16 protein-coding genes are annotated in these 20,385 nt (G+C 71.7%); 3 read left to right on the top strand and 13 right to left on the bottom strand.

The features are described from left to right. Positions 1–12 precede the first annotated feature (12 nt). From R2B38_RS22350 to bldG, 6 genes are all read right to left on the bottom strand, one after another. The gene (locus tag R2B38_RS22350) at positions 13–2,889 is read right to left on the bottom strand and encodes a serine/threonine-protein kinase (RefSeq protein WP_318017825.1); all 2,877 of its coding nucleotides are present in this window, start codon (positions 2,887–2,889) and stop codon (positions 13–15) included. A gap of 644 nt (positions 2,890–3,533) precedes the next feature. Continuing rightward, on the bottom strand, positions 3,534–5,054 hold the full coding sequence (locus tag R2B38_RS22345; protein ID WP_318017824.1) for a class I SAM-dependent methyltransferase: 1,521 nt from the start codon (positions 5,052–5,054) through the stop codon (positions 3,534–3,536). A gap of 180 nt (positions 5,055–5,234) precedes the next feature. Further along, positions 5,235–5,831, bottom strand: a complete 597-nt coding sequence (locus R2B38_RS22340; RefSeq protein WP_318017823.1) for a small secreted protein — start codon at positions 5,829–5,831, stop codon at positions 5,235–5,237. Between the two features lie 195 nt (positions 5,832–6,026). Next, positions 6,027–8,435: a sodium-translocating pyrophosphatase gene (locus tag R2B38_RS22335; RefSeq protein ID WP_318017822.1), complete on the bottom strand. Its 2,409-nt coding sequence runs from the start codon at positions 8,433–8,435 to the stop codon at positions 6,027–6,029. A gap of 300 nt (positions 8,436–8,735) precedes the next feature. Further along, a complete protein-coding gene (locus R2B38_RS22330; protein WP_033286332.1) occupies positions 8,736–9,173 on the bottom strand; it encodes an ATP-binding protein in 438 nt (145 codons plus the stop codon). A 118-nt stretch (positions 9,174–9,291) separates the two neighbouring features. Further along, the gene (bldG, locus tag R2B38_RS22325; RefSeq protein ID WP_003975386.1) at positions 9,292–9,633 is read right to left on the bottom strand and encodes an anti-sigma factor antagonist BldG; all 342 of its coding nucleotides are present in this window, start codon (positions 9,631–9,633) and stop codon (positions 9,292–9,294) included. An 80-nt stretch (positions 9,634–9,713) separates the two neighbouring features. Between bldG and R2B38_RS22320 the strand changes: the two genes are divergently transcribed. Then, positions 9,714–12,245 carry a DEAD/DEAH box helicase gene (locus tag R2B38_RS22320; protein ID WP_318017821.1) on the top strand — a complete coding sequence of 844 codons (2,532 nt, stop codon included), beginning with the start codon at positions 9,714–9,716 and terminating at the stop codon, positions 12,243–12,245. Positions 12,246–12,431: 186 nt separating this feature from the next. Here R2B38_RS22320 and R2B38_RS22315 read toward each other — a convergent pair whose 3' ends face one another. The 7 genes from R2B38_RS22315 to ssd all read right to left on the bottom strand — a co-directional run bounded on the left by R2B38_RS22315 (position 12,432) and on the right by ssd (position 18,615). Further along, positions 12,432–12,863, bottom strand: a complete 432-nt coding sequence (locus tag R2B38_RS22315; RefSeq protein ID WP_318017820.1) for an Rv3654c family TadE-like protein — start codon at positions 12,861–12,863, stop codon at positions 12,432–12,434. A 77-nt stretch (positions 12,864–12,940) separates the two neighbouring features. After that, a complete protein-coding gene (locus R2B38_RS22310) occupies positions 12,941–13,318 on the bottom strand; it encodes a TadE family type IV pilus minor pilin (RefSeq protein WP_318017819.1) in 378 nt (125 codons plus the stop codon). Next, on the bottom strand, positions 13,305–13,544 hold the full coding sequence (locus R2B38_RS22305) for a DUF4244 domain-containing protein (RefSeq protein WP_318017818.1): 240 nt from the start codon (positions 13,542–13,544) through the stop codon (positions 13,305–13,307). The genes R2B38_RS22310 and R2B38_RS22305 overlap by 14 nt, the downstream gene beginning before the upstream one ends. A gap of 84 nt (positions 13,545–13,628) precedes the next feature. Beyond that, positions 13,629–14,441: a type II secretion system F family protein gene (locus tag R2B38_RS22300; RefSeq protein ID WP_318017817.1), complete on the bottom strand. Its 813-nt coding sequence runs from the start codon at positions 14,439–14,441 to the stop codon at positions 13,629–13,631. Between the two features lie 430 nt (positions 14,442–14,871). Beyond that, entirely contained in the window at positions 14,872–15,732 is an 861-nt protein-coding gene (locus tag R2B38_RS22295; RefSeq protein WP_318017816.1) for a type II secretion system F family protein, read from the bottom strand. Between the two features lie 107 nt (positions 15,733–15,839). After that, positions 15,840–16,997: a TadA family conjugal transfer-associated ATPase gene (locus tag R2B38_RS22290; RefSeq protein ID WP_318017815.1), complete on the bottom strand. Its 1,158-nt coding sequence runs from the start codon at positions 16,995–16,997 to the stop codon at positions 15,840–15,842. Positions 16,998–17,511: 514 nt separating this feature from the next. Beyond that, positions 17,512–18,615 (bottom strand): septum site-determining protein Ssd, encoded by a 1,104-nt coding sequence (gene ssd / locus R2B38_RS22285; protein WP_318017814.1) that lies wholly within the window; start codon positions 18,613–18,615, stop codon positions 17,512–17,514. Positions 18,616–19,199: 584 nt separating this feature from the next. Between ssd and R2B38_RS22280 the strand changes: the two genes are divergently transcribed. Further along, positions 19,200–20,042 (top strand): HAD family hydrolase, encoded by an 843-nt coding sequence (locus R2B38_RS22280; RefSeq protein ID WP_033286987.1) that lies wholly within the window; start codon positions 19,200–19,202, stop codon positions 20,040–20,042. A gap of 143 nt (positions 20,043–20,185) precedes the next feature. Next, entirely contained in the window at positions 20,186–20,350 is a 165-nt protein-coding gene (locus R2B38_RS22275) for a hypothetical protein (RefSeq protein ID WP_318017813.1), read from the top strand. Positions 20,351–20,385 lie beyond the last annotated feature (35 nt).

Below are 20,385 nucleotides of genomic sequence, written 5' to 3'. Positions count from 1 at the left end.
ATGCGACCGGGTTCACACCCTGGGCGACGGGTTCGCGGTGCCGGACCCTGACCGCGGTCCACAGCAGCAGCGCGCCTCCGAACAGGGCGAACACCAACCCCGCGAAGATCGCAGGCCCGCTCTCCATGTGTGTCCCCTCCCGGCCGGATGCCCCGGTCCGGGAGGCTGGCACCCGGAGGCGACGGGGAGGCCAACCCCGGGTGAACTCGCGGCGGACAGCGCTGAGGCGGTCGTCCCGGAGGACGATATCGCCCCGCTCGTCCGGGACCGGTCGGCCCGGCCCACGGTGCACACGACCGAGTCGAAACCGGCCTTCCAGTTGCTCTCGTCGGACAGATACCCGAAGACGGAACGGTCCGCACCGGACGCCCAAGTCGACGCGAACCTGTCGCCGCACAGCTTGTTCCCCTGCTTCAGCGCCTCCTCGAACGCCATGGTCCCCGGGGCCGTCACGAAACCGATCACCTGGTCGGTGTGCGGATCGGCGCAGTCGGTCAGGTTCGCGGTGAAGTACGTCTTGTGATCGACGTACGACCAGCAGTCACCGACGCTCATCTCGGTAGTCCACACGTTCGACCCGATGCTCCGGAAGCGCCCTATCGCCCCGCCGATAGGCACTTGCCGACCGAGCACGAGACACGCGGTACCGCCCCCGGCGGCCTTGAAGCCGGCCTCGGTCGGAGTGAGCGCATAGACCCCCGCATCGGCCAGGGACTCGGCCGTCGCCTTCACCTTGCCCGCGCACCGCTCGCCCCCGTGATCCCGCGCGTCGGCGAAGTCCCTCGCCGCGTCGACGGCCATCACCTGGCCGTCCGGAACGCCGCGCGCACAGCTCACGACCCGCAGACCGGGCCGCGCCGCGAACGCCGCCCCGGTCCACACCGCGTGCACACAATCCCCGGTCCGCAACGCCTTCTTGAGCCCTACGTCCTCGCCGTACGGATAGGCGGAACCGGTCGACGACGACGCGGACGGGGGCGCCTTCTTCGTCGCCGCGGTGTCCTTGCCACCACCGCCCGACGAGGTCACCGCCCAGACCCCACCGGCGACCACCAGCACGACGGCGACAACAAGGGCGAGAACCGCTCCGACCGGCCTCCGCCGTCCGCCACCGCCAACCGACCCCGGGCCACCGGGATACGTCGGGCCTTGGCCGCCCGCGTAGGGGCGCGTCGGCGCGCCGCCCCGGTAGGACGCCGTGGGGCTGTTCGCGTACGGATTCCCTCGACCGTACGACCCTCCGCCGGGCGCACCGGCCAGCCCTTGTGGGGAGTACGGCGACTCGCTGCCTGCCGGGGTGTTCGGTGTGCTGGGGATCGGTGGAGTGTCGGGTGTGTTCAGGGCGCCCGGAGCCTCCGGCGTCCCGAAAACCTCCGGTGTCCCCGGTGTCCCCGGAGCGGGCCGGCTTCCGGGCGTGGAGCCCCCGAGGGCAGCCGCGGCCCGGTCGCTGTACGACGCCGGGTCCTGATGGGCGGCCCGGGGCCCTCCCGGAGTCTGCGGGGCGTAGGGACCGCCCACGTAGGGGCCGCCCACGGCGTATCCGGGCTGCCCGCCCGGGACTTGACCCCGAGGCCTGCTCGCGACGTGTCCGGGCGGATCGCCCTCGGGGTGCCCGGGCCGTCCACTCCCGCCGTACCCGGGCGGACCACTCCCGACACTGCCGTGCGCACCGTCGGCGACAGCCCCCGGCGGCTGATCAGCCGTGGGCCGACCGCCCGGGGCCGGCCCGAAGCCGTCCGGTGCCGAGCCGAACCCGGCAGGTGCTGGTCCGAAGCCGACCGGTGCGGAGCCGAACCCATCCGGTGCCGAGCCGAAGCCTTCCGGCGGCGGTCCGAACCCATCCGGCGGCGAGCCGAAGCCTTCCGCCACCGGTCCAAACCCATCCGGCGCCGAGCCGAAGCCTTCCGCCACCGGTCCAAACCCATCCGGCGCCGAGCCGAAGCCTTCCGCCACCGGTCCAAACCCATCCGGCATCCGGCCCAAGTCACCCCGCCCCCGCCCGACCCCGTCCGGCACCGACAGGCCCCCCGGCGCCGCACCGACCCGCCGCCCCACCCGCTCCAACCCCCGCGCCGCAGCCTCCGGCGTCGACCTCGACGCCGGGTCCTTGACCAGCAACCCCTGGAGTACCGGCGCCAGTTCACCCGCGCGGACGGCCGGCGTCGGCTCCTCGCCCAACAGAGCCGTGAGGGTCGCGAAGTCGTCGTGGCGGTCGAAGGGACCGTGACCCTCGACTGCGGCGTACAGCGTGGCGCCCAGGGAGAACAAGTCCGCGGCAGGGGTGGGCGGTTCGCCGCGGGCCCGCTCCGGGGCGAGGTAACCGGTGGTGGTGAGCCGGGGTTCGTGGGTCTCGGGATGGAGGGCGATGCCGTAGCCGGTGAGCAGCACGCGCGCGTACGGATCTCCCGAAGCATCCGGCGCCAGAAGGATGTTGGCCGGTTTCACATCCCGGTGCAGGATGCCCATGCGGTGCCCGGCGGTGAGCGCGTCGAGGACGGCGAGCCCGATCCGGGCCACCCGGGCGGGCGGCAGCGGGCCCGAACGCCCCAGGACCGCCCGGAGGTCGACGCCGTCAGGGACGTACTCCATGACCACCCAGGGCAGGCCCTCGTGGATCACCACGTCGTGCACGATCGCCACATGCGGATGACGGCGCAGCCCGGCCGCGTGCCGCACCTCGCCGCGCGCCCGCGCGACGCGCTGCGCACGCTCCCCGCCATCCCCTGACGCATCAGGCAGCGACATCTCCTTGACGGCGACCTCGCAGGCCAACTCCTCGTCGTACGCGAGCCATACGCGCCCCAGGCCGCCCGCGTCGAGCATGCGCAGCAGCCGGTAGCGCCCGTCGCCGACGCTGCCCTCGTCCTGTTCCGGCGTATCCCCGGCCATCACGCCTCCCCCGAGACGGCGCGCCTCCCCCGAGGACGCGCGGAACCTGTCTCTGAAAGTAGCCTCGCACCCGCCACTGACAAGAGGGCTTTTCCGTACCGATCCGAACGATCTCGCCGGACACGGACACATGCGGCTCAGCGGTACGGGGAGGCCTCAGGCGTGACAGGGGCGGCGAGGGGCTGGGGCGCCGTACGGCAGGGCGGCCGGCGGATACGGCGTCGTCGGCAGACGCGGCGGGCGCTCGGTGGCGCGATGGTCGGTCCGGCCGTAGGAAACGGCCGATGGCGCGCGAGACCGGCAGCCCAGTCGCGGTCGGCCGCCGCGCGCAGCCGGTCGGCGGACGAGGGCGCCGACCGGGAGCAACCACCCGACCAAGGCCGACCCCCACCCGAAAAGAACCGCCCGACCGAGGCCAACCCCCACCCGAGAACAACCGCCCGACCAAGGCCAACTCCCGCCCGGGAACGGCCAGTCGGCCAAGGGCAACAGACCCGCTCCGGCCCCGGAAAACGGCCAGCCACCCCCAACCGCCCACCACCCCGTGCCAGTTAGCCGCCCGCAACCGATCGTCGCTCGCGCCAGTCAGCCGCCCGCAACCGATCGTCACCCGCACCGTTCAGCCGCCGGCACCCGTCACCCCGTCACCCCACCGGCTCCAGGAACCCCTGCTCCACCAGCAACCGGATCTGCGCCGGCGTCCGGTCACGCAGCAGAACCGGGTCCTCGCCGACGAGTTGGGCAATGGCGTCCAGGATGCGCCCCGCGCTCAACGTGCCGTCGCAGACGCCCGCGAAGCCCGCGCCGACCGTGTCGACCTTGGTCGCCCGGCGCATGCCGCGGTGCTGGCGCAGCACGACGTGCTCGGGATCCTCGGCGCCGGGCAGCCCGACCTGTTCCTGGATGATCTCGGGGGCGAGCCTGAAGCGGGCGGCGAGCAGGGCCGCGTCGTCATGGGCGCGCAGATAGTCGACGCGGTCGAAATGCTCCCGCACGGTGTCCCCGAGCGGCTGCTCGACCGGGTGCGGCCACTCCTCGACGGTGATCGAGGGCGTGTCGGACCCCGTCCGGCGGAGGGTGATCCAGCCGAAGCCCACGGCCCTGACCTTGCGCGCCTCGAACTCGTCGAGCCACGCGTCGTAGAGCGCCTCGTACGCGGCCGTGTCGCCCTGGTGGTCGCCCGCGTCCCTGAGCCACAACTCGGCGTACTGCGTGACGTCCTGGACCTCGCGCTGCACGATCCAGGCGTCGCACCCGCGCGGCACCCAGGAGCGCAGCCGGTCCTGCCAGTCCTCCCCCTCCACGTGCTGCCAGTTGGCGAGGAACTGCGCGAATCCTCCCTCGCGCAGCCGATCTCCCGCCTGCTGAACGAGCGACCGGCACAGATCGTCCCCGCCCATCCCGCCGTCGCGGTACGTCAGCCGGGCGCCCGGCGAGATCACGAACGGCGGGTTGGACACGATGAGTTCGTACGTCTCGTCGTCCCGGACCGGCTCGAAGAGCGAGCCCTCGCGGAGGTCGGCGGCCGGTGCTCCGGACAGCGCGAGGGTGAGCGCGGTGATGTGCAGGGCACGGGGGTTGAGGTCGGTGGCCGTCACGCGCGTGGCGTGCCGGGCCGCGTGCAGCGCCTGGATGCCGGACCCGGTGCCGAGGTCGAGCGCGGCGGAGACCGGCGTCCGTACGGTGATCCCCGCGAGCGTGGTGGACGCGCCGCCCACCCCGAGGACGACGCCTTCCTCCCGGCTGCCGATCCCGCCGGCCCCGCCGACCGCGCACCCCAGGTCGGACACGATGAACCAGTCCTCGCCGTCGGGCCCGCCGTACGGCCGTACGTCCACGGTGGCGGCGACCTCGTCGGTGCCCACGGACACCAGCCAGCCGCTCTCGACGCACTCGGCGACGGGCAGGACGTCCGCCACGCGTGCGTGCGGCACAGGCTGCTGGAGCAGGAACAGCCGGACCAGCGTCTCCAGCGGGGTGTCGCCTCTGGTCGCCCGGAGCGCCGGCACGGTCTCGCTGCGGGCCAGCGCCGCGTACGCGGGGGCACCGAGCAGTTCGAGCAGTCCGTCGGCGGTGAAGGCGGCGCCGAGCAGGGCGTCCCGGAGCCGGGCGGCGGCCTCCGGGCGGTCGGATGCGGGCAGGGTGGACAGGGTGGAGTTACTCACACCCCCATTGTGGCCGCTCCCACCGACACCGCGCCCGGCACCGACCGACGCGGCCGCCCGCGCAGGCGAAGGCCCCGGCACGCACGCGTACCGGGGCATCTTTCAGCACCTGAAATATCGCCGACTACAGGAGACGGTCCACAGGAGTCGCCCTACGGGGACACCATCCCCCAGGCCGGATCAGGCCGCCGACGACGAAGCCACCGGAGTCGCCGTCTTGCACGCCTCCTGCTTGGTCATCGCCTTGCCGACATCGCCCTCTTCGAGGGTCTTCAGGGCGTCGTTCCCGCTCGTGCTGAGCTTGTCCAGGGAGGTCGCGATGCCCTTGAGGCCGTCCGCGAACTTCGCCTGGTCCTTGGTGTTGAGAGCGTCCATCTGCGTCTTCAGGGTGGCGTACGACGCGGAGATGTCGTTGAGCTCCTTGACCGCGTCCTGCTGCTTCTTCGCGCCGTTGTCGACGTCCGGCGCCCCGGCGGTGTTCACGGCGGCCCCGATCGCCTTGTAGGCGTCGGACATGTCCTGGAAGGCCTGCGAGTCGGTCTTCTGGACCTCTTCCGGGGTGCTGTTGTCCGAGGTCTCCTTCTGGATCGCCGTGTTGGCGTCCGCGATCTTCTTCGCCTGCGGCTGCACCGCGACGCAGACCTGCTTGGCCCAGGCGTCCAGCTTGGCGTCGCTGTCGTCGCCACCGCCGCCGCATCCCGACAGCGCCAGTACCAGTACCGCACCGCCGGACAGTGCGGCCGCGAGCTTCTTGTTCACCGGATTGGTCCCTTCCATGGCTCTCGGCCCCGGAACATACACGGCGGACGGGTCACACCTCCGGGCCTAAGGTCCGATAGGAGACCTTTTGAAGCCATTTGCACCAAGCGAGAGAAGGCTCACGGCGGAGGTCTGAACACAGACAGAACGGGCGGGCGGCGCCTCCAACTCGCGCCACCCGCCCGCCCGTTGAGCAGGACGTCGTAGAACCGGCTACGAAACGACCGCAGGATCCGCCGACTTGGCCGACCGGTCGGCGTCGTCACCGTCGTCCCCCACGGCGATCCCGCGCCGCTTGGAGATGTACACCGAGACGGCGATCACGAGGAACGCGAGGACCGCGATGGCGATCCGCACCCCGGTGTTCTTGTCGTCGCCGTAGCTGAACTTGATGACCGCGGGCGCGATGAGCAGTGCGACGAGGTTCATCACCTTCAGCAGCGGGTTGATGGCCGGGCCCGCGGTGTCCTTGAACGGGTCGCCGACCGTGTCGCCGATCACCGTGGCGGCATGGGCCTCGCTGCCCTTGCCGCCGTGGTTGCCGTCCTCGACGAGTTTCTTCGCGTTGTCCCAGGCACCGCCCGAGTTCGCGAGGAAGACCGCCATCAGCGTGCCGGTGCCGATCGCGCCCGCCAGGAACGAGCCGAGCGCGCCGACGCCGAGCGTGAACCCGACCGCGATCGGCGTGAGCACGGCGAGCAGACCGGGCGTGGCCAGCTCCCGCAGCGCGTCCTTGGTGCAGATGTCGACGACGCGGCCGTACTCCGGTGTCTCGGTGTAGTCCATGATCCCGGGGTGCTCGCGGAACTGCCGCCGCACCTCGTAGACCACGGCTCCCGCGGAGCGCGAGACGGCGTTGATCGCCAGCCCGGAGAAGAGGAAGACGACCGCGGCGCCGACGATGAGCCCGACCAGGTTGTTGGGCTGGGAGATGTCCATCATCAGGTTGAGCGGCGCGCCCGGTCCCGAGACCTTCTCGCCGACGTCGTTGGCGGCGGTCACGATCGCGTCCCGGTACGACCCGAAGAGCGCCGACGCCGCCAGGACGGCGGTGGCGATGGCGATGCCCTTCGTGATGGCCTTGGTGGTGTTGCCCACCGCGTCCAGATTGGTGAGCACCTGCGCGCCCGCGCCCTCGACGTCGCCGGACATCTCGGCGATGCCCTGCGCGTTGTCGGAGACCGGCCCGAAGGTGTCCATGGCGACGATCACACCGACCGTGGTGAGCAGCCCCGTGCCGGCCAGCGCCACCGCGAACAGCGCCAGCATGATCGAGGCGCCGCCGAGCAGGAACGCCCCGTAGACCGCGAGACCGATCAACAGGGCGGTGTAGACGGCCGATTCGAGCCCGAGGGAGATGCCCGCGAGGATGACGGTGGCCGGGCCGGTGAGCGAGGTCTTGCCGATGTCCATCACGGGACGGCGGTTGGTCTCCGTGAAGTAGCCCGTCAGCTGCTGGATCAGCGCGGCGAGCACGATGCCGATGGCCACGGCGACGAGCGCGAGGATCCGCGGATCGCCGTCCTTGGCCTTGATCGCCGCGTCGGTGACGCCGTCGAGGTCGGAGTACTTCGACGGCAGGTACACGAAGACCGCGACCGCCACCAGCACGAGCGAGATCACCGCGGAGATGAAGAACCCCCGGTTGATCGCGGACATGCCGCTGCGGTCGGTCCGGCGTGGCGCCACCGCGAAGATGCCGATCATGGCGGTGATCACACCGATCGCCGGCACGAGCAGCGGGAAGGCGAGCCCGGAGTCGCCGAAGGCCGCCTTGCCGAGGATCAGCGCGGCGACCAGCGTCACGGCGTACGACTCGAAGAGGTCGGCCGCCATGCCCGCGCAGTCGCCGACGTTGTCGCCCACGTTGTCGGCGATGGTCGCGGCGTTGCGCGGGTCGTCCTCCGGGATGCCCTGCTCGACCTTGCCGACCAGGTCGGCGCCGACGTCGGCGGCCTTGGTGAAGATGCCGCCGCCGACCCTCATGAACATGGCGATGAGGGCGGCACCTAGGCCGAATCCCTCCAGCACCTTGGGCGCGTCGGCCGCGTACACCAGCACCACGCACGAGGCGCCCAGCAGACCGAGCCCCACCGTGAACATGCCGACGACGCCGCCCGTGCGGAAAGCGATCTTCATTGCTTTGTGCGAGACGGCGGTGAGATCCTTTTCGGGCTCACCCTCCGCCGGGGTCGCTTCCCGGGCCGCCGCGGCGACACGGACATTACTGCGTACGGCGAGCCACATGCCGATATAGCCGGTGGTCGCCGAGAACACCGCACCGATCAGGAAGAAGATCGATCGTCCGGCGCGCTGATTCCAGTCGTCCGCGGGAAGCAGCAGAAGCAGGAAGAAAACGATCACGGCGAATACGCCGACCGTGCGCAACTGCCGTCCCAGATAGGCGTTCGCGCCCTCCTGGACCGCTGCCGCGATCTTCTTCATGCTGTCGGTGCCCTCGCCGGCCGCGAGGACCTCGCGGACCAGGATGCCCGCGACCACCAGCGCCGCCAGCGCCACGAGGCCGATCACCATCACGAGGATGCGGTTGTCGTCGGTCAGGACTGCTGCTGCGAAGGTTGTGGGGTGATCAAACTGCTGAGGGGTAGAAAGCCCCGCCATTCGTCCTCCTTGACGCCTGTGCTGAGCTCAAGATGTGGACGGATTGTAGGTACCGGAACCTGATCAAAACAGAGCGCGGCAAACGGAATTGGCCTTCGCATAGTAATGCCTTAAAAGCATTGGCGCTTGATCAAATCATCGGGGGGCCGATCAGGGCATTGATCGGGTATTGATCGGCCATCGATCGTGAATCAATTCACGAATTCCACCGCGCGGAGAACTCACGCTCTCGGTACTCTCCCGGAAATGCCGAAGGGCCCTGCTCAGCAGGGCCCTTCGGCTGTGGTGTGCGGCGTTCTTTCAGGAAAGCGTCGTGGCCGGCGGGGTCGTCGGCCAGGTCATACGGATCGATCCGCCGTGCTCTCCCGCGGTGACCTCGACGTCGTCGACGAGCCCGCTGATGACAGCGAGGCCCATCTCGTCCTCCTCGGTCTCCGCGTCCGGATCGTCGCCCAGGGACCCGGGCGCCTTGTCGCCGGGAGCCGAGCGTGGTGCCTCGTCGCCGACCTCGATGGAGAACTGCTTCTCCTCCTCGATCAGCAGCACCTTCACCGGGGCGGTGATCCCACTGCTCTGGTGCAGCCCGACGGCACGGGTGCAGGCCTCACCTACGGCGAGTCTGACCTCGTCGAGTACGGCCTCGTCCACTCCGGCCCTGCGCGCCACCGCTGCCGCCACCAGACGGGCGGTCCTGACGTGCTCGGGCAGCGCGCTGAAGCGGAGTTCAACGGTGGCCATGCATCCCCCTCGGGACTACGGGCGTGCTGTCGGAGGGCCGGGCCGCCGAAAGCCCGGTCCACCGGTCGTCTATACGGCCGATCGGGGAGCGGTCACACGCCGCTCCCGGAAAGGTCGGTCAGTCGGTGGCCGCCACCGCTTCCTCGACCGAGGTGTGAATCGGGAACACCTTGGTGAGGCCGGTGATACGGAAGATCTTCAGAATGCGCTCCTGGTTGCAGACCAGGCGCAGCGAGCCCTCGTGGGCACGCACCCGCTTCAGGCCGCCGACCAGCACACCGAGCCCGGTGGAGTCGAGGAAGTCGACTCCCTCCATGTCCACGACGAGGTGGAAACTCCCGTCGTTCACCAGCTCGACCAGCTGTTCGCGCAACTTGGGCGCGGTATATACGTCGATTTCGCCACCGACCTCGACGACCGTACGATCGCCGACGGTACGGGTCGACAGGGACAGGTCCACGGATCCTCCAGCACCTTGCTATCGAGCGGTCATCCCATGGGACACCTCGGCAGAGCCCCCAGGACGGTTCGCCAGCCGCGATGGCATTCAATCACTTACCGCAGGGCGTGCACGACGCCTTGGCTCCATTGTCCGTCACGCCAGTGACACACTCGGTGCCGATGGCCAAGAATCAGCGAACCGATCGACCCTCGGCGGACCCCGTGTCCGGCCTCTCGCCGAGCACGGTTCTGGACCGGCTGGCGTCGGGACCGAGCCGGGCTTCGCGCATCACTCATACGGAGCACTTGCCCCCGCGCGAGGGCCGCCATGCCGTCTGGCCTGACCGGATTCGCGCGGAGGTGATCGCCACCGTCCAGGAAGCCGGTGTCGAACACCCCTGGGCCCACCAGGCACAGGCCGCCGAGCACGCCCTCGACGGCGAGTCAGTGATCGTTGCCACAGGCACCGCCTCGGGCAAGTCGCTGGCTTATCTGGTACCGGTCCTCTCCGCGCTCCTCGACGGCTCCGAGGCGCCGAACGGCCGCGGCACCACCGCGCTCTACCTGGCGCCCACAAAAGCCCTGGCAGCGGACCAGCTGCGCTCCGTGAAGGAACTTTCACAACCGCTGGGCAATGCCGTTCGCCCGGCCGTGTACGACGGCGACACTCCGTTCGAGGAGCGCGAGTGGGTCCGCCAGTACGCCAACTACGTCCTGACCAACCCCGACATGCTCCACCGCGGCATATTGCCCTCGCACCCGCGCTGGTCCTCCTTCCTGAAGTCACTCAAATACGTCGTCATCGACGAATGTCACACCTACCGGGGCGTCTTCGGCTCCCACGTCGCCCAGGTGCTGCGCCGTCTGCGCCGCCTCTGCGCCCGCTACGGCTCCTCCCCCGTCTTCCTCCTCGCCTCCGCCACCGCCGCCGAGCCCTCGGTCGCCGCCCGCCGCCTCACCGGCCTCCCGGTCGTCGAGGTCGCCGACGACGCCTCACCCCGCGGTGAACTGGTGTTCGCCCTCTGGGAGCCCCCGCTCACCGAACTCCACGGCGAGAAGGGCGCACCCGTTCGCCGCACGGCCACCGCCGAGACGGCCGACCTCCTCACCGACCTCGCCGTCCAGGGCGTCCGCTCGGTGGCCTTCGTACGGTCCCGGCGCGGCGCCGAGCTCATCGCGCTGATCGCCCAGGAACGCCTCGCCGAGGTCGACCGCTCCCTGTCCCGCCGGGTCGCCGCCTACCGCGGCGGCTACCTCCCCGAGGAGCGCCGCGCCCTCGAACGCGCCCTCCACTCCGGCGAGTTGCTCGGCCTCGCCGCCACCACCGCCCTCGAACTCGGCATCGACGTCTCCGGGTTGGACGCCGTCCTGATCGCCGGCTACCCCGGCACCCGCGCCTCCCTCTGGCAGCAGGCGGGCCGCGCCGGACGCTCCGGCCGGGGAGCGCTCGCCATCCTGGTGGCCCGCGACGACCCCCTGGACACGTTCCTCGTCCACCACCCGGAGGCCCTCTTCGACCAGCCGGTGGAGTCCACGGTCCTGGACCCGGACAACCCGTACGTCCTGGCCCCCCACCTGTGCGCGGCGGCGGCCGAACTCCCCCTCACCGACGACGACTTGGCCCTCTTCGGCCCGGCGACGGCGGACCTGCTCCCGCAGCTGGAGGCCGCGAAGCTGCTCCGCCGCCGGGCGAAGGCCTGGCACTGGACGCGCCGCGAACGGGCCGCCGACCTCACCGACATCCGCGGCGGGGGCGGACGGCCGGTCCAGGTCGTCGAGAACGGCACGGGCCGCCTCCTGGGCACGGTCGACGAGGCCGCCTCCCACGCGTCCGTCCACGAGGGCGCGGTCCACCTCCACCAGGGCCGCACGTACCTGGTGCGCACCCTGGACCTGGAGGATTCGGTCGCCCTGGTCGAGGAGGCCAACCCGCCCTACTCGACGGTCGCCCGCGACACCACGGCGATCTCCGTCCTGGAGACGGACATCGAAGTCCCCTGGGGCCAGGGCCGGTTGTGCTACGGCTCCGTCGAAGTCACCAACCAGGTCGTCTCCTTCCTCCGCAGACGTGTCATCACGGGTGAGGTCCTCGGCGAATCAAAACTCGACCTCCCCCCTCGCACCCTCCGCACCCGCGCCGTCTGGTGGACGGTCACGGAGGACCAACTCGACGCCGCCCGCATCAACCCCGAGATCCTCGGCGGCGCCCTCCACGCCGCCGAACACGCCTCGATCGGCATGCTCCCCCTCTTCGCCACCTGCGACCGCTGGGACATCGGCGGCGTGTCCGTCCCCCTGCACCCGGACACCCTGCTCCCCACGGTCTTCGTCTACGACGGCCACCCGGGCGGCGCGGGCTTCGCGGAACGCGCCTTCCACACCGCCCGCGCCTGGCTCACCGCCACCCTCCAGGCCATCGCCTCCTGCGAATGCGACGCCGGCTGCCCGTCCTGCATCCAGTCCCCCAAGTGCGGCAACGGCAACGAGCCGTTGCACAAGCGGGGGGCTGTGCGGTTGCTGACGGAACTTCTACGAGGAGCTCCGGAGGACGTGCGCGAGGTGCCGGGGGGTGTGGGAGGGGTACCGGGAGATGTCGGAGGGGTGGCCGGGGAGAAGGTGGGCGGGGTTTAACGGGCGAGCCCCGCATCGGTGACATGCGGCGCGGCCACGGCATCGGCGGGCGGCCAGGACTACGGCTACGGATACCGGCGGGGCTGGTGGTGGCGCGGGGACCGGTGGAGGGGCTGGAGCACCGATGCCGCAGGGGGCGACACGGCACCGGTGCTCCAAGGAACCGCGCGGGCTCCGGCCGGCGGCTCAGGGTGCCGGTGGCGGGGCCGGCACTGGAGCCTCGGGAGGCGGCGCGGACGGCGGTGTTCCAGGGGGCGGCGCGGACGCCGGTGGCGGTACCGGTCCCGCAGGTCCCGCCCGTGACCTGACCTCCGCCGCGAACGGCCCCCGGCCCGCCGACGCCGTCACGTCCGACGTCTCGCCCACGACCGCACACCGCACCAGCCGCGTCCCCTGCGCCCGAGCCACCCGCTCCGCCCGGACACAGGCCCCCGTACCGCCCTCCGCCCAGTGATCCGCCGCCGCGAGCGCCGCGAGATCCGCACCGCCGGCCGCACGGTGCCGGGCCACCACGGCCTGCCCCAGGGCCAGCACGACCCCGAACACGACACACATCACGGCCATCGCCCCGAGGCTCCACACGGTGGCGGACCCACGGTCCGAGTGAGGGGATCTCATACGCCGCCCCAGAGCGGGAATCACGCGTCCCAGGCCCGGAATCACATCCCGTAGGGCCCGGGCCCGCACACGACACCTCACGGCCCCGCCCTCCCCTCGCCCACCGTCTCCTCCGCCAACGCCACGGCCTCCTCCCGCACTTCGAAGGGCAGCCCGCTCAACACCGGCGGTTTCGCGACCACGACGACATGGACCTGGTCGCCCTCCCGGGCCACGCTGACCTTCGCGCCGCGCGGTGCCGTGTCCCGGACCACCCGGACGACCGCGTCAGCCGGGTCCTGCCGAGCCGCGGCCCGGGCGCCCGAACGGGCCGCGTCCACGCACTGGATCTGCGCGGCCACCACCAACAGCCCCCACACCAGCGCCATCGCGAACATCACCAGCACGGGCAGGACCACGGCCGCCTCCGCCGTCACGAACCCCCGGTCCCCGCCCCGCCGTTCACACCTGCGCATCGAGGGCCCGCTTCACGATGCTCTGCAACTCCGCGCTGACCGCCCCGCTGGTCACCACCTTGTAGAGCACCACAGCGAACGCCACCGCCGCGACCAGCCCCATCGCGTACTCGGCGGTGGCCATCCCGGCATCCCCGCGCGCCGAGGCCCCCATCCGTGCCCGTACCCGCACCGCTCGCACGGCCCGTACCGCTACTGCCCGCATCGCCTGCACTGCCTTGTACATCTCAACCCCCGTGAGGTTCCTGTCAGTTCACTTACTTGCTGAGCCGTCGTCCGTCATACGTCCGTCACCACCGCGCTCCTCCCGTCAGCCGCCACCTCCTCCCGCCGCCCCGCCCGCGAGCCCGATCACCACGGGCAGTACGCCGACCGCGATGAACGCGGGCAGGAAACACAGCCCCACCGGCGCGGTGATCAGAACGGCCGCCCGCCGGGCCCGTGCCGTCGTGGTGCGGGTCCAGTCGGCGCGGGCCTCCGCCGCGAGCCGTGCGACCGGCCCGGCGGCGGGCAGCCCCGACTCGTCGGCCCGTTCGAGCAGCCGGGCCAGCGGGCCGGCGCCCGGAAGCGCGGCCAACCTCCGCCAGGCATCAGCTGGTTCACCACCGAGCCGCACCTCCGCCGCCGCACGGGCCAGCCGTTCCCCCACGGGCCCCGAGAGGGCCTCTCCCACGGCCTGGGAGGCGATCACCGGCGAGGCTCCGGCGGCGATGCAGGCGGCCAGCAGATCGGCGGCGAGGGGGAGCTGACGGGCCGCGGTGGAGGCGTCGCGCTCGGCGGCGGTGTCGCCGGCCACCTGCCGACGCCGCCACTGCCACAGCCCGACGGCGACGACAGCACCCACCACAACCCCGACGACCCCACCGACCAACACCCACCCGGCGCCCACCACACCGACCGCGGGCAACCACCTCCGCGCAACGACCCGAACCTCGAACCGCCGCCCGGCAGAAGCCACTTCGCGAGCGTCCCGAACTCCCCGGACCTCCCTAAGCAGCAGCCCGGCCAGCCGTCGCCGCGCCCTCCGCTCACACCGCACACCGTCCAGCCACCGCGCCAACCACCCCACGACCAACACCGCCCCCAAAACAACCCCCAGCCTGTGGACAACTTCCACACTCACGCCGCCTCCTCCCACCGACTCCGACCAACTGCCACTTCCACGCCCACACCACTCCGGGCTCCCGCCGAACACCGGCCCCCCTTCAAGCCCCGGGACGACCAGGCGATCCCCGGTACTTCGCCCACCTCGATGCCCTTGGGGGCGCGCGGCTGTATCGATATGCGACTCCGCCGCGCGGACGCGCCCAGCCCCCACACACCCGCACTCCGATGCCCTAGGGGCGCGGGGCTGTGCCGATATGGGCTCCGCCGCGAGGCCACGCTCAGACCCCCACACACCCGCGCCCTCTCACCCCGCCCACCCTGACCCCCTAGGGGCGCGGGGAACTGCGCGACCAGCCACAACGCACCCGCACCCCGCACACAACCGAAGCCACCCACCCCCAACCCGGCCCCACCCCACCCGCACCGCTCCTCCCGGCAACCACCACTCACGCCGCCTCCACCCCCCGCACGATCCGCAACGCCCACCACAACCCCAAGCCCTCCAGCAACCCCCCAACCACCAGGCACCCCAACCCCGCCCCGCTGTGCAGCAACACCCGCAACGGATCGGCCCCCATCGCCGCCCCCAGCAACAACCCGAGCACCGGCAACCCGGCGAGCATCACCGCAGTAGCCCGCGCCCCCGCCAACTGAGCGCGAAGATCGGCCCGTTGATCCCGGTCGGCACGCAACGCCCCTTCAAGCCGATCCAGTCCCGCCGCAAGCCCGGCGCCCTGATCCACCGCGACCCGCCAGCACGCGGCCAGCCCCAACAGCCCCTCCGCTCCCGGCTGTCGCGCCGCCGAGGCGAGCGCACCCGGCACATCGCCACCGAACCGCGCCGCCGCCAACACCCCGGCCTGCGCCTCACCGAGCCCACCGGAGTCACTCGCCGCCCGCAGCAGCGCCTCCCCCGGCTGCCGCCCAGCACGCACCTCCCCGGCAAGCGCCGAGCACAGCGCGATCACCGCGTCCCCGCGCAACTCCCGCGCCCGCCGCGCCTCCCCGGCCAACCGCACCCGCCGCAGCAACGGCACCCCGGCCGCCCCCGCGACAACCGGAATGACCGAGGCCCCCAACACCGCGAGCACCAGCCCGACACCCAGCGTCCACCACTCGCCCCGCGACCGCCCCCGGACCCGTCGCAGTTCGTCCACGACCCGCTCCCACGAGGGCGGCCCGACACCCACACCCCCACCACCCGCGAACAGCAACTCCGCCCGCCGAGCCCCGGGCTGCCACCCGCCCATCAACCAGACCAGGCCCCCGACGCACACCGCGGCCAACCCGACCGACACCTCACCCATCGCCACTCCCCCTCGCTGTCGTCCATCCCGCACTCACGTCCATCACTCCTCCGAACTCACCCGCCGCCCGACCCGCACAACCCCCAGCCCCGCGACCACCTCCGCCCCTAACCCCCGTCACCCCCAACCCGAATCAACTCCCGCAACCGCTCCCACCCCCGCTCGTACGCGAACGCCTCCACCCCCCACCGCAGCGCCGGCACCGTCCGCACCAACCCCGACGCATCCCGCTCAAGGACATGCACCTCGGCGATCCGTCGCCGCCCCGCCCGGTCCCGTACGAGATGCAGGACCACCGACAGGGCCGCCGCCAACTGGCTGTGCAGCGCCGCCCGGTCGAGGCCGGCGGCCGTCCCCAGGGCCTCCAGGCGGGCGGGCACATCAGCCGCCGCGTTCGCGTGGACGGTGCCGCATCCGCCCTCGTGGCCCGTGTTGAGCGCCGCGAGCAGGTGGACGACCTCAGGGCCTCGCACCTCGCCGACGACCAGCCGGTCCGGCCGCATCCGGAGTGCCTGGCGGACCAGGTCCTGGAGCGTGACGAGCCCGGCGCCCTCCTGGTTGGCGGGTCTGCTCTCCAGCCGTACGACGTGGGGATGGTCCGGCTTCAACTCCGCCGAGTCCTCCGCGAGCACGATCCGCTCCCCCGGTCCGACGAGCCCGAGCAGCGCGCTCAGCAACGTCGTCTTGCCGCTACCGGTTCCACCGCTGATCAGGAACGAGAGCCGTGCCTCGATCAGCGCCCGCAGGATGCGGTCCCCGCCCGGCGGCACCGTGCCCGCCGTGACCAACTCGTCCAACGTGAACGCGCGCGGTCGTACGACACGCAGCGACAGGCAGGTGCAGCCGACGGCGACCGGGGGCAGTACGGCGTGCAGACGGGTCCCGTCGGGCAGCCGGGCGTCGGCCCAGGGACGGGCGTCGTCCAGTCGGCGTCCGGCCACCGCGGCCAAGCGCTGCGCGAGGCGTCGTACGGCTGCCGCGTCCGGGAAGGACACGTTGGTCAGCTCCAGGCCACCGCCCCGGTCGACCCAGACCCGGTCCGGGGCCGACACGAGGACGTCGGTCACGGAGGGGTCGGCGAGCAGGGACTCCAGCGGGCCGCTGCCCACCAGCTCGGACCGCAACTGCTCGGCGGCGCCCAAGACTTCGGCGTCCCCCAGCACCCGCCCCTGCTCCCGCAACGCCTGCGCCACCCGCGCGGGCGTCGGCTCACCCCCGCTCTCGGCCAGCCACCGCCGCACACCGTCGAGCAGCCCGACGGGCATCGCCGCCCCACCACTCGCCCCGCCGTCACTCGAAGCCCACCGCCCCGAAGCGCCCACCGAATCCCGCACCCACCCAACCCCGCCCGCCCTGCTCACGCCGACCTCACCCGAACTCCCCACCGAACCCACCACCCGCTCCCGCCCGATCACCCCACTCACCCCGACCTCACCCGCACCCCTCACCGAGCCCCGCACCCGATCGCTCCCAACGGCCCCGCTCACCCCGCCCCTCCCGAAGCCCACCGCCCGGAAGCGCCCTTCGACTCCCTCGCCCGCTCAAGCCCGACGGCCCCACCCGAAGCCCACCGCCCCGAAGCACCCCTCGAATCCCGCACCCGCACAACCCCGACCGCCCCACCCGCCGAAACTCCCGCCGACCGCCCCTCCCCAAAGTCCGCGCCACCCCTCGACACACCCACCGAACCCCCAGCCCCCGCAAGCCCAGACACCCCGCTCCCCAGGACCCCCGCCGCACCACCCCTCCCGGAATCCCCCGCACTCCTCACCACCCGCCTCATACGCCACCCGCCTCGACCAACGCCCGCTCCAGGAACTCCCGGCAGAACCGCGCCAACGGCCCCTTCCCCGCCGTGCCCGGCGGGGACTTGCCCTCGTGCGGCCGCAACAGCCCCGATTCGACCGGCACTTCACCGGCCAGGGGCAGGCCGAGCAGGCGGGCCACCTCCCGGTCGTCGAGGCCGGAGGCGTACGGACCCCGTACCGCCACGCGGAGGTCGCGCAGGACCATGCCGACGGCGGACGCGACCCGGCCGGCCGCCGCCACGGCGCGCAGTTCGGCGGGGACCACCAAGAGACCCACGTCGAGTTGGGCGAGGACCTCGGCGACCCCGTCGTCGATGCGGCGGGGCAGGTCGACCACGACCGTGCCGCCGCGCCGTCGGCCCGCGGCGAGCACCGCCCGCACCGCCTGGGGCGGGATGGCGACGCAGTCGCCGCGGTCCCAACTGAGCACCCGGAGCGAGTGGATCTCGGGAAGGGACTCCTCCAGGGCGCCGCCGCCGACCCGGCCGCGCGAGGCGGCGAACGCGGGCCAGCGCAGGCCCTCCACCGTCTCGCCACCGAGGAGCACGTCGAGTCCGCCGCCCAGCGGATCCGCGTCCACCAGGAGCGTGCGCAGCCCCTCACGCGCGGAGGTGACGGCGAGGGCGCACGCGAGCGTGGACGCTCCGGCCCCGCCTCGGCCGCCGATGACGCCCACGGTGAGCGCGGGGCGGCCGACGCCCTCGGCGACGTCGGCGATGCGGTCGACCAGCCACGGTTCGCCGTCGGGCAGCATCAGGACGTGGTCGGCGCCGATCTCGACGGCTCGCCGCCAGACCCCGGAGTCGTCCTGGTCCCGGCCGACCAGCACCACCCCGCGCCGTCGGGCCGCCCCGCGCACCCGCCGCGCCGCGTCGTCGCCGACCAGGACGAGCGGTGCCGTCTCCCAGCCGCCCTGGCGCTCCGGCACCCCGTGATGGACCTCGGGTGTCGCGCCGGCCGCCGCGCACAGGCGCAACAGGTCGTCGAGGAGTTCGGCGTCCTCGGTGACGATCAGCGGTCCGCCCTGTCGTCCTCCGGCCGCGTGCGGCGAATCGTGTGTGACGGTTCCGGCCATGTTTTCCATCCCCCATCGCTGCGTCTCTCGCGTCACCCCTGCGGCACCGCGATTTCCAAAGGTGCGGAGAACCGGCGACCGGCCCTCCATATGCACGGCCGACAGAAACCGGCCAAACGCGTCCGACAAACGGAACGGGCCATGAACTCGCCGCGAGCGAGGACGCGTTGGAATCACGGTGCGGGCATCGCGGAAATCGTGTGGATCTTGGTCGAAAACTGTGGACAACTCAGGGCCTGTGAATATCGCCTTCACCCATACCGGTGACCCCTGTACTGGCGTCTGTGCGAGTTCCACAGCGCAGTCCGCCAACTACGCACGGTGACGAGCCCTGGGCATGAAAAAAGGCGGCACCAGCCGCCTCGGGTTGGCCTCACGACCACGTACAGGGAGGGAAAACGCGTCCGGACATGCGACGACCCCCACCGGGGGGGAGAGTGGGGGTCGCCTTCACGGCCGACTCGGGGGGGGAGGAGCCGGACCGCGTTAGCACGGTCGCGAACGATCCGTGACTTCCATGGTGTACCCGAGAGGCCTCTCAGGCAAACCCACGCGCCTCACCTTACGCCGAATGGGCTGCGCCTATGCTCTGGGTTGTGGAAAACCACTCCTTGCCCCGCACAGCAGCCTTCTTTGACCTGGACAAGACGGTCATTGCGAAGTCGAGCACGCTCACCTTCGGCAAGTCCTTCTACCAAGGCGGACTGATCAACCGCAGGGCCGCCCTGCGGACCGCCTATGCGCAGTTCGTCTTCCTCACCGGCGGCGCCGACCACGATCAGATGGAACGGATGCGGAAGTACCTGTCCGCACTCTGCCGCGGCTGGAACGTCCAGCAGGTCAAGGAGATCGTCGCCGAGACGCTGCACGACCTGATCGACCCGATCATCTACGACGAGGCGGCCTCCCTCATCGAGGAGCACCACACCGCCGGCCGCGACGTCGTGATCGTGTCCACGTCCGGCGCCGAGGTGGTCGAGCCGATCGGTGAACTCCTGGGCGCGGACCGGGTGGTGGCGACCCGCATGGTCGTGGGCGACGACGGTTGCTTCACCGGCGAGGTGGAGTACTACGCGTACGGCCCGACGAAGGCCGAGGCGATCAAGGAGCTGGCCCAGTCCGAGGGGTACGACCTCGACCGCTGCTTCGCCTACAGCGACTCGGCGACCGATGTGCCGATGCTGGAGTCCGTGGGCCACCCCTACGCCGTGAACCCGGACCGCACGCTGCGCCGCGAGGCACTCGCGCGCGGGTGGCCGATTCTGGACTTCAACCGCCCGGTCCGGCTCAAGCAGCGACTGCCCGTGCTCTCCGTACCGCCCCGCCCGGCGCTGGTCGTGGCGGCGGCCGTGGGTGCCGCGGCGGCGACGGCGGGGCTCGTCTGGTACGCGAGCCGGCGCAAGGCGGCGACCGTTTACGCCGGTTAGTGACCCTTTGAACGTAAAAGTAAAGAACCGCGGCCAGGGGTTCCGCTTCCTCCAGGGCTGGAGTACAAAGGATTCAACGGCCCGCGAGACCAAGGACATCCGAAAGGATCACCTTAATAACGCATTTGGCCCACGGACCGCGCATGAACACCGAGCACCCACGCGACGTCGACCCGTCGATTACGGGCCAGCCGCACCAGGTGACGGGCCAGGTTCCCGACCTGATGGGCAATATTTCGAGGACGCTTGGTAACCCGGTGGAACATGCCAGCGGCGGTACGAATCCTCGTACCGCCGCACCCTTGTAACGGCCCCCCAGTAGGGGGCCTTTTTCATATCGACG

This window comes from Streptomyces sp. N50 (assembly GCF_033335955.1).
Lineage (GTDB): Bacteria > Actinomycetota > Actinomycetes > Streptomycetales > Streptomycetaceae > Streptomyces.
The sequence above is the reverse complement of the archived record's forward strand: the minus strand, read 5'-3'. Positions and strand labels throughout refer to the sequence as shown.

Coding starts and splice junctions, on each gene's coding strand:
- R2B38_RS22350 (WP_318017825.1), bottom strand. CDS start 2,889: ATGGCCGGGGATACGCCGGAACAGGACGAGGGCAGCGTCGGCGACGGG.
- R2B38_RS22340 (WP_318017823.1), bottom strand. CDS start 5,831: ATGGAAGGGACCAATCCGGTGAACAAGAAGCTCGCGGCCGCACTGTCC.
- R2B38_RS22335 (WP_318017822.1), bottom strand. CDS start 8,435: ATGGCGGGGCTTTCTACCCCTCAGCAGTTTGATCACCCCACAACCTTC.
- R2B38_RS22330 (WP_033286332.1), bottom strand. CDS start 9,173: ATGGCCACCGTTGAACTCCGCTTCAGCGCGCTGCCCGAGCACGTCAGG.
- R2B38_RS22320 (WP_318017821.1), top strand. CDS start 9,714: ATGGCATTCAATCACTTACCGCAGGGCGTGCACGACGCCTTGGCTCCA.
- R2B38_RS22315 (WP_318017820.1), bottom strand. CDS start 12,863: ATGAGATCCCCTCACTCGGACCGTGGGTCCGCCACCGTGTGGAGCCTC.
- R2B38_RS22310 (WP_318017819.1), bottom strand. CDS start 13,318: ATGCGCAGGTGTGAACGGCGGGGCGGGGACCGGGGGTTCGTGACGGCG.
- R2B38_RS22305 (WP_318017818.1), bottom strand. CDS start 13,544: ATGTACAAGGCAGTGCAGGCGATGCGGGCAGTAGCGGTACGGGCCGTG.
- R2B38_RS22295 (WP_318017816.1), bottom strand. CDS start 15,732: ATGGGTGAGGTGTCGGTCGGGTTGGCCGCGGTGTGCGTCGGGGGCCTG.
- R2B38_RS22290 (WP_318017815.1), bottom strand. CDS start 16,997: ATGCCCGTCGGGCTGCTCGACGGTGTGCGGCGGTGGCTGGCCGAGAGC.
- ssd (WP_318017814.1), bottom strand. CDS start 18,615: ATGGCCGGAACCGTCACACACGATTCGCCGCACGCGGCCGGAGGACGA.
- R2B38_RS22280 (WP_033286987.1), top strand. CDS start 19,200: ATGCTCTGGGTTGTGGAAAACCACTCCTTGCCCCGCACAGCAGCCTTC.
- R2B38_RS22275 (WP_318017813.1), top strand. CDS start 20,186: ATGAACACCGAGCACCCACGCGACGTCGACCCGTCGATTACGGGCCAG.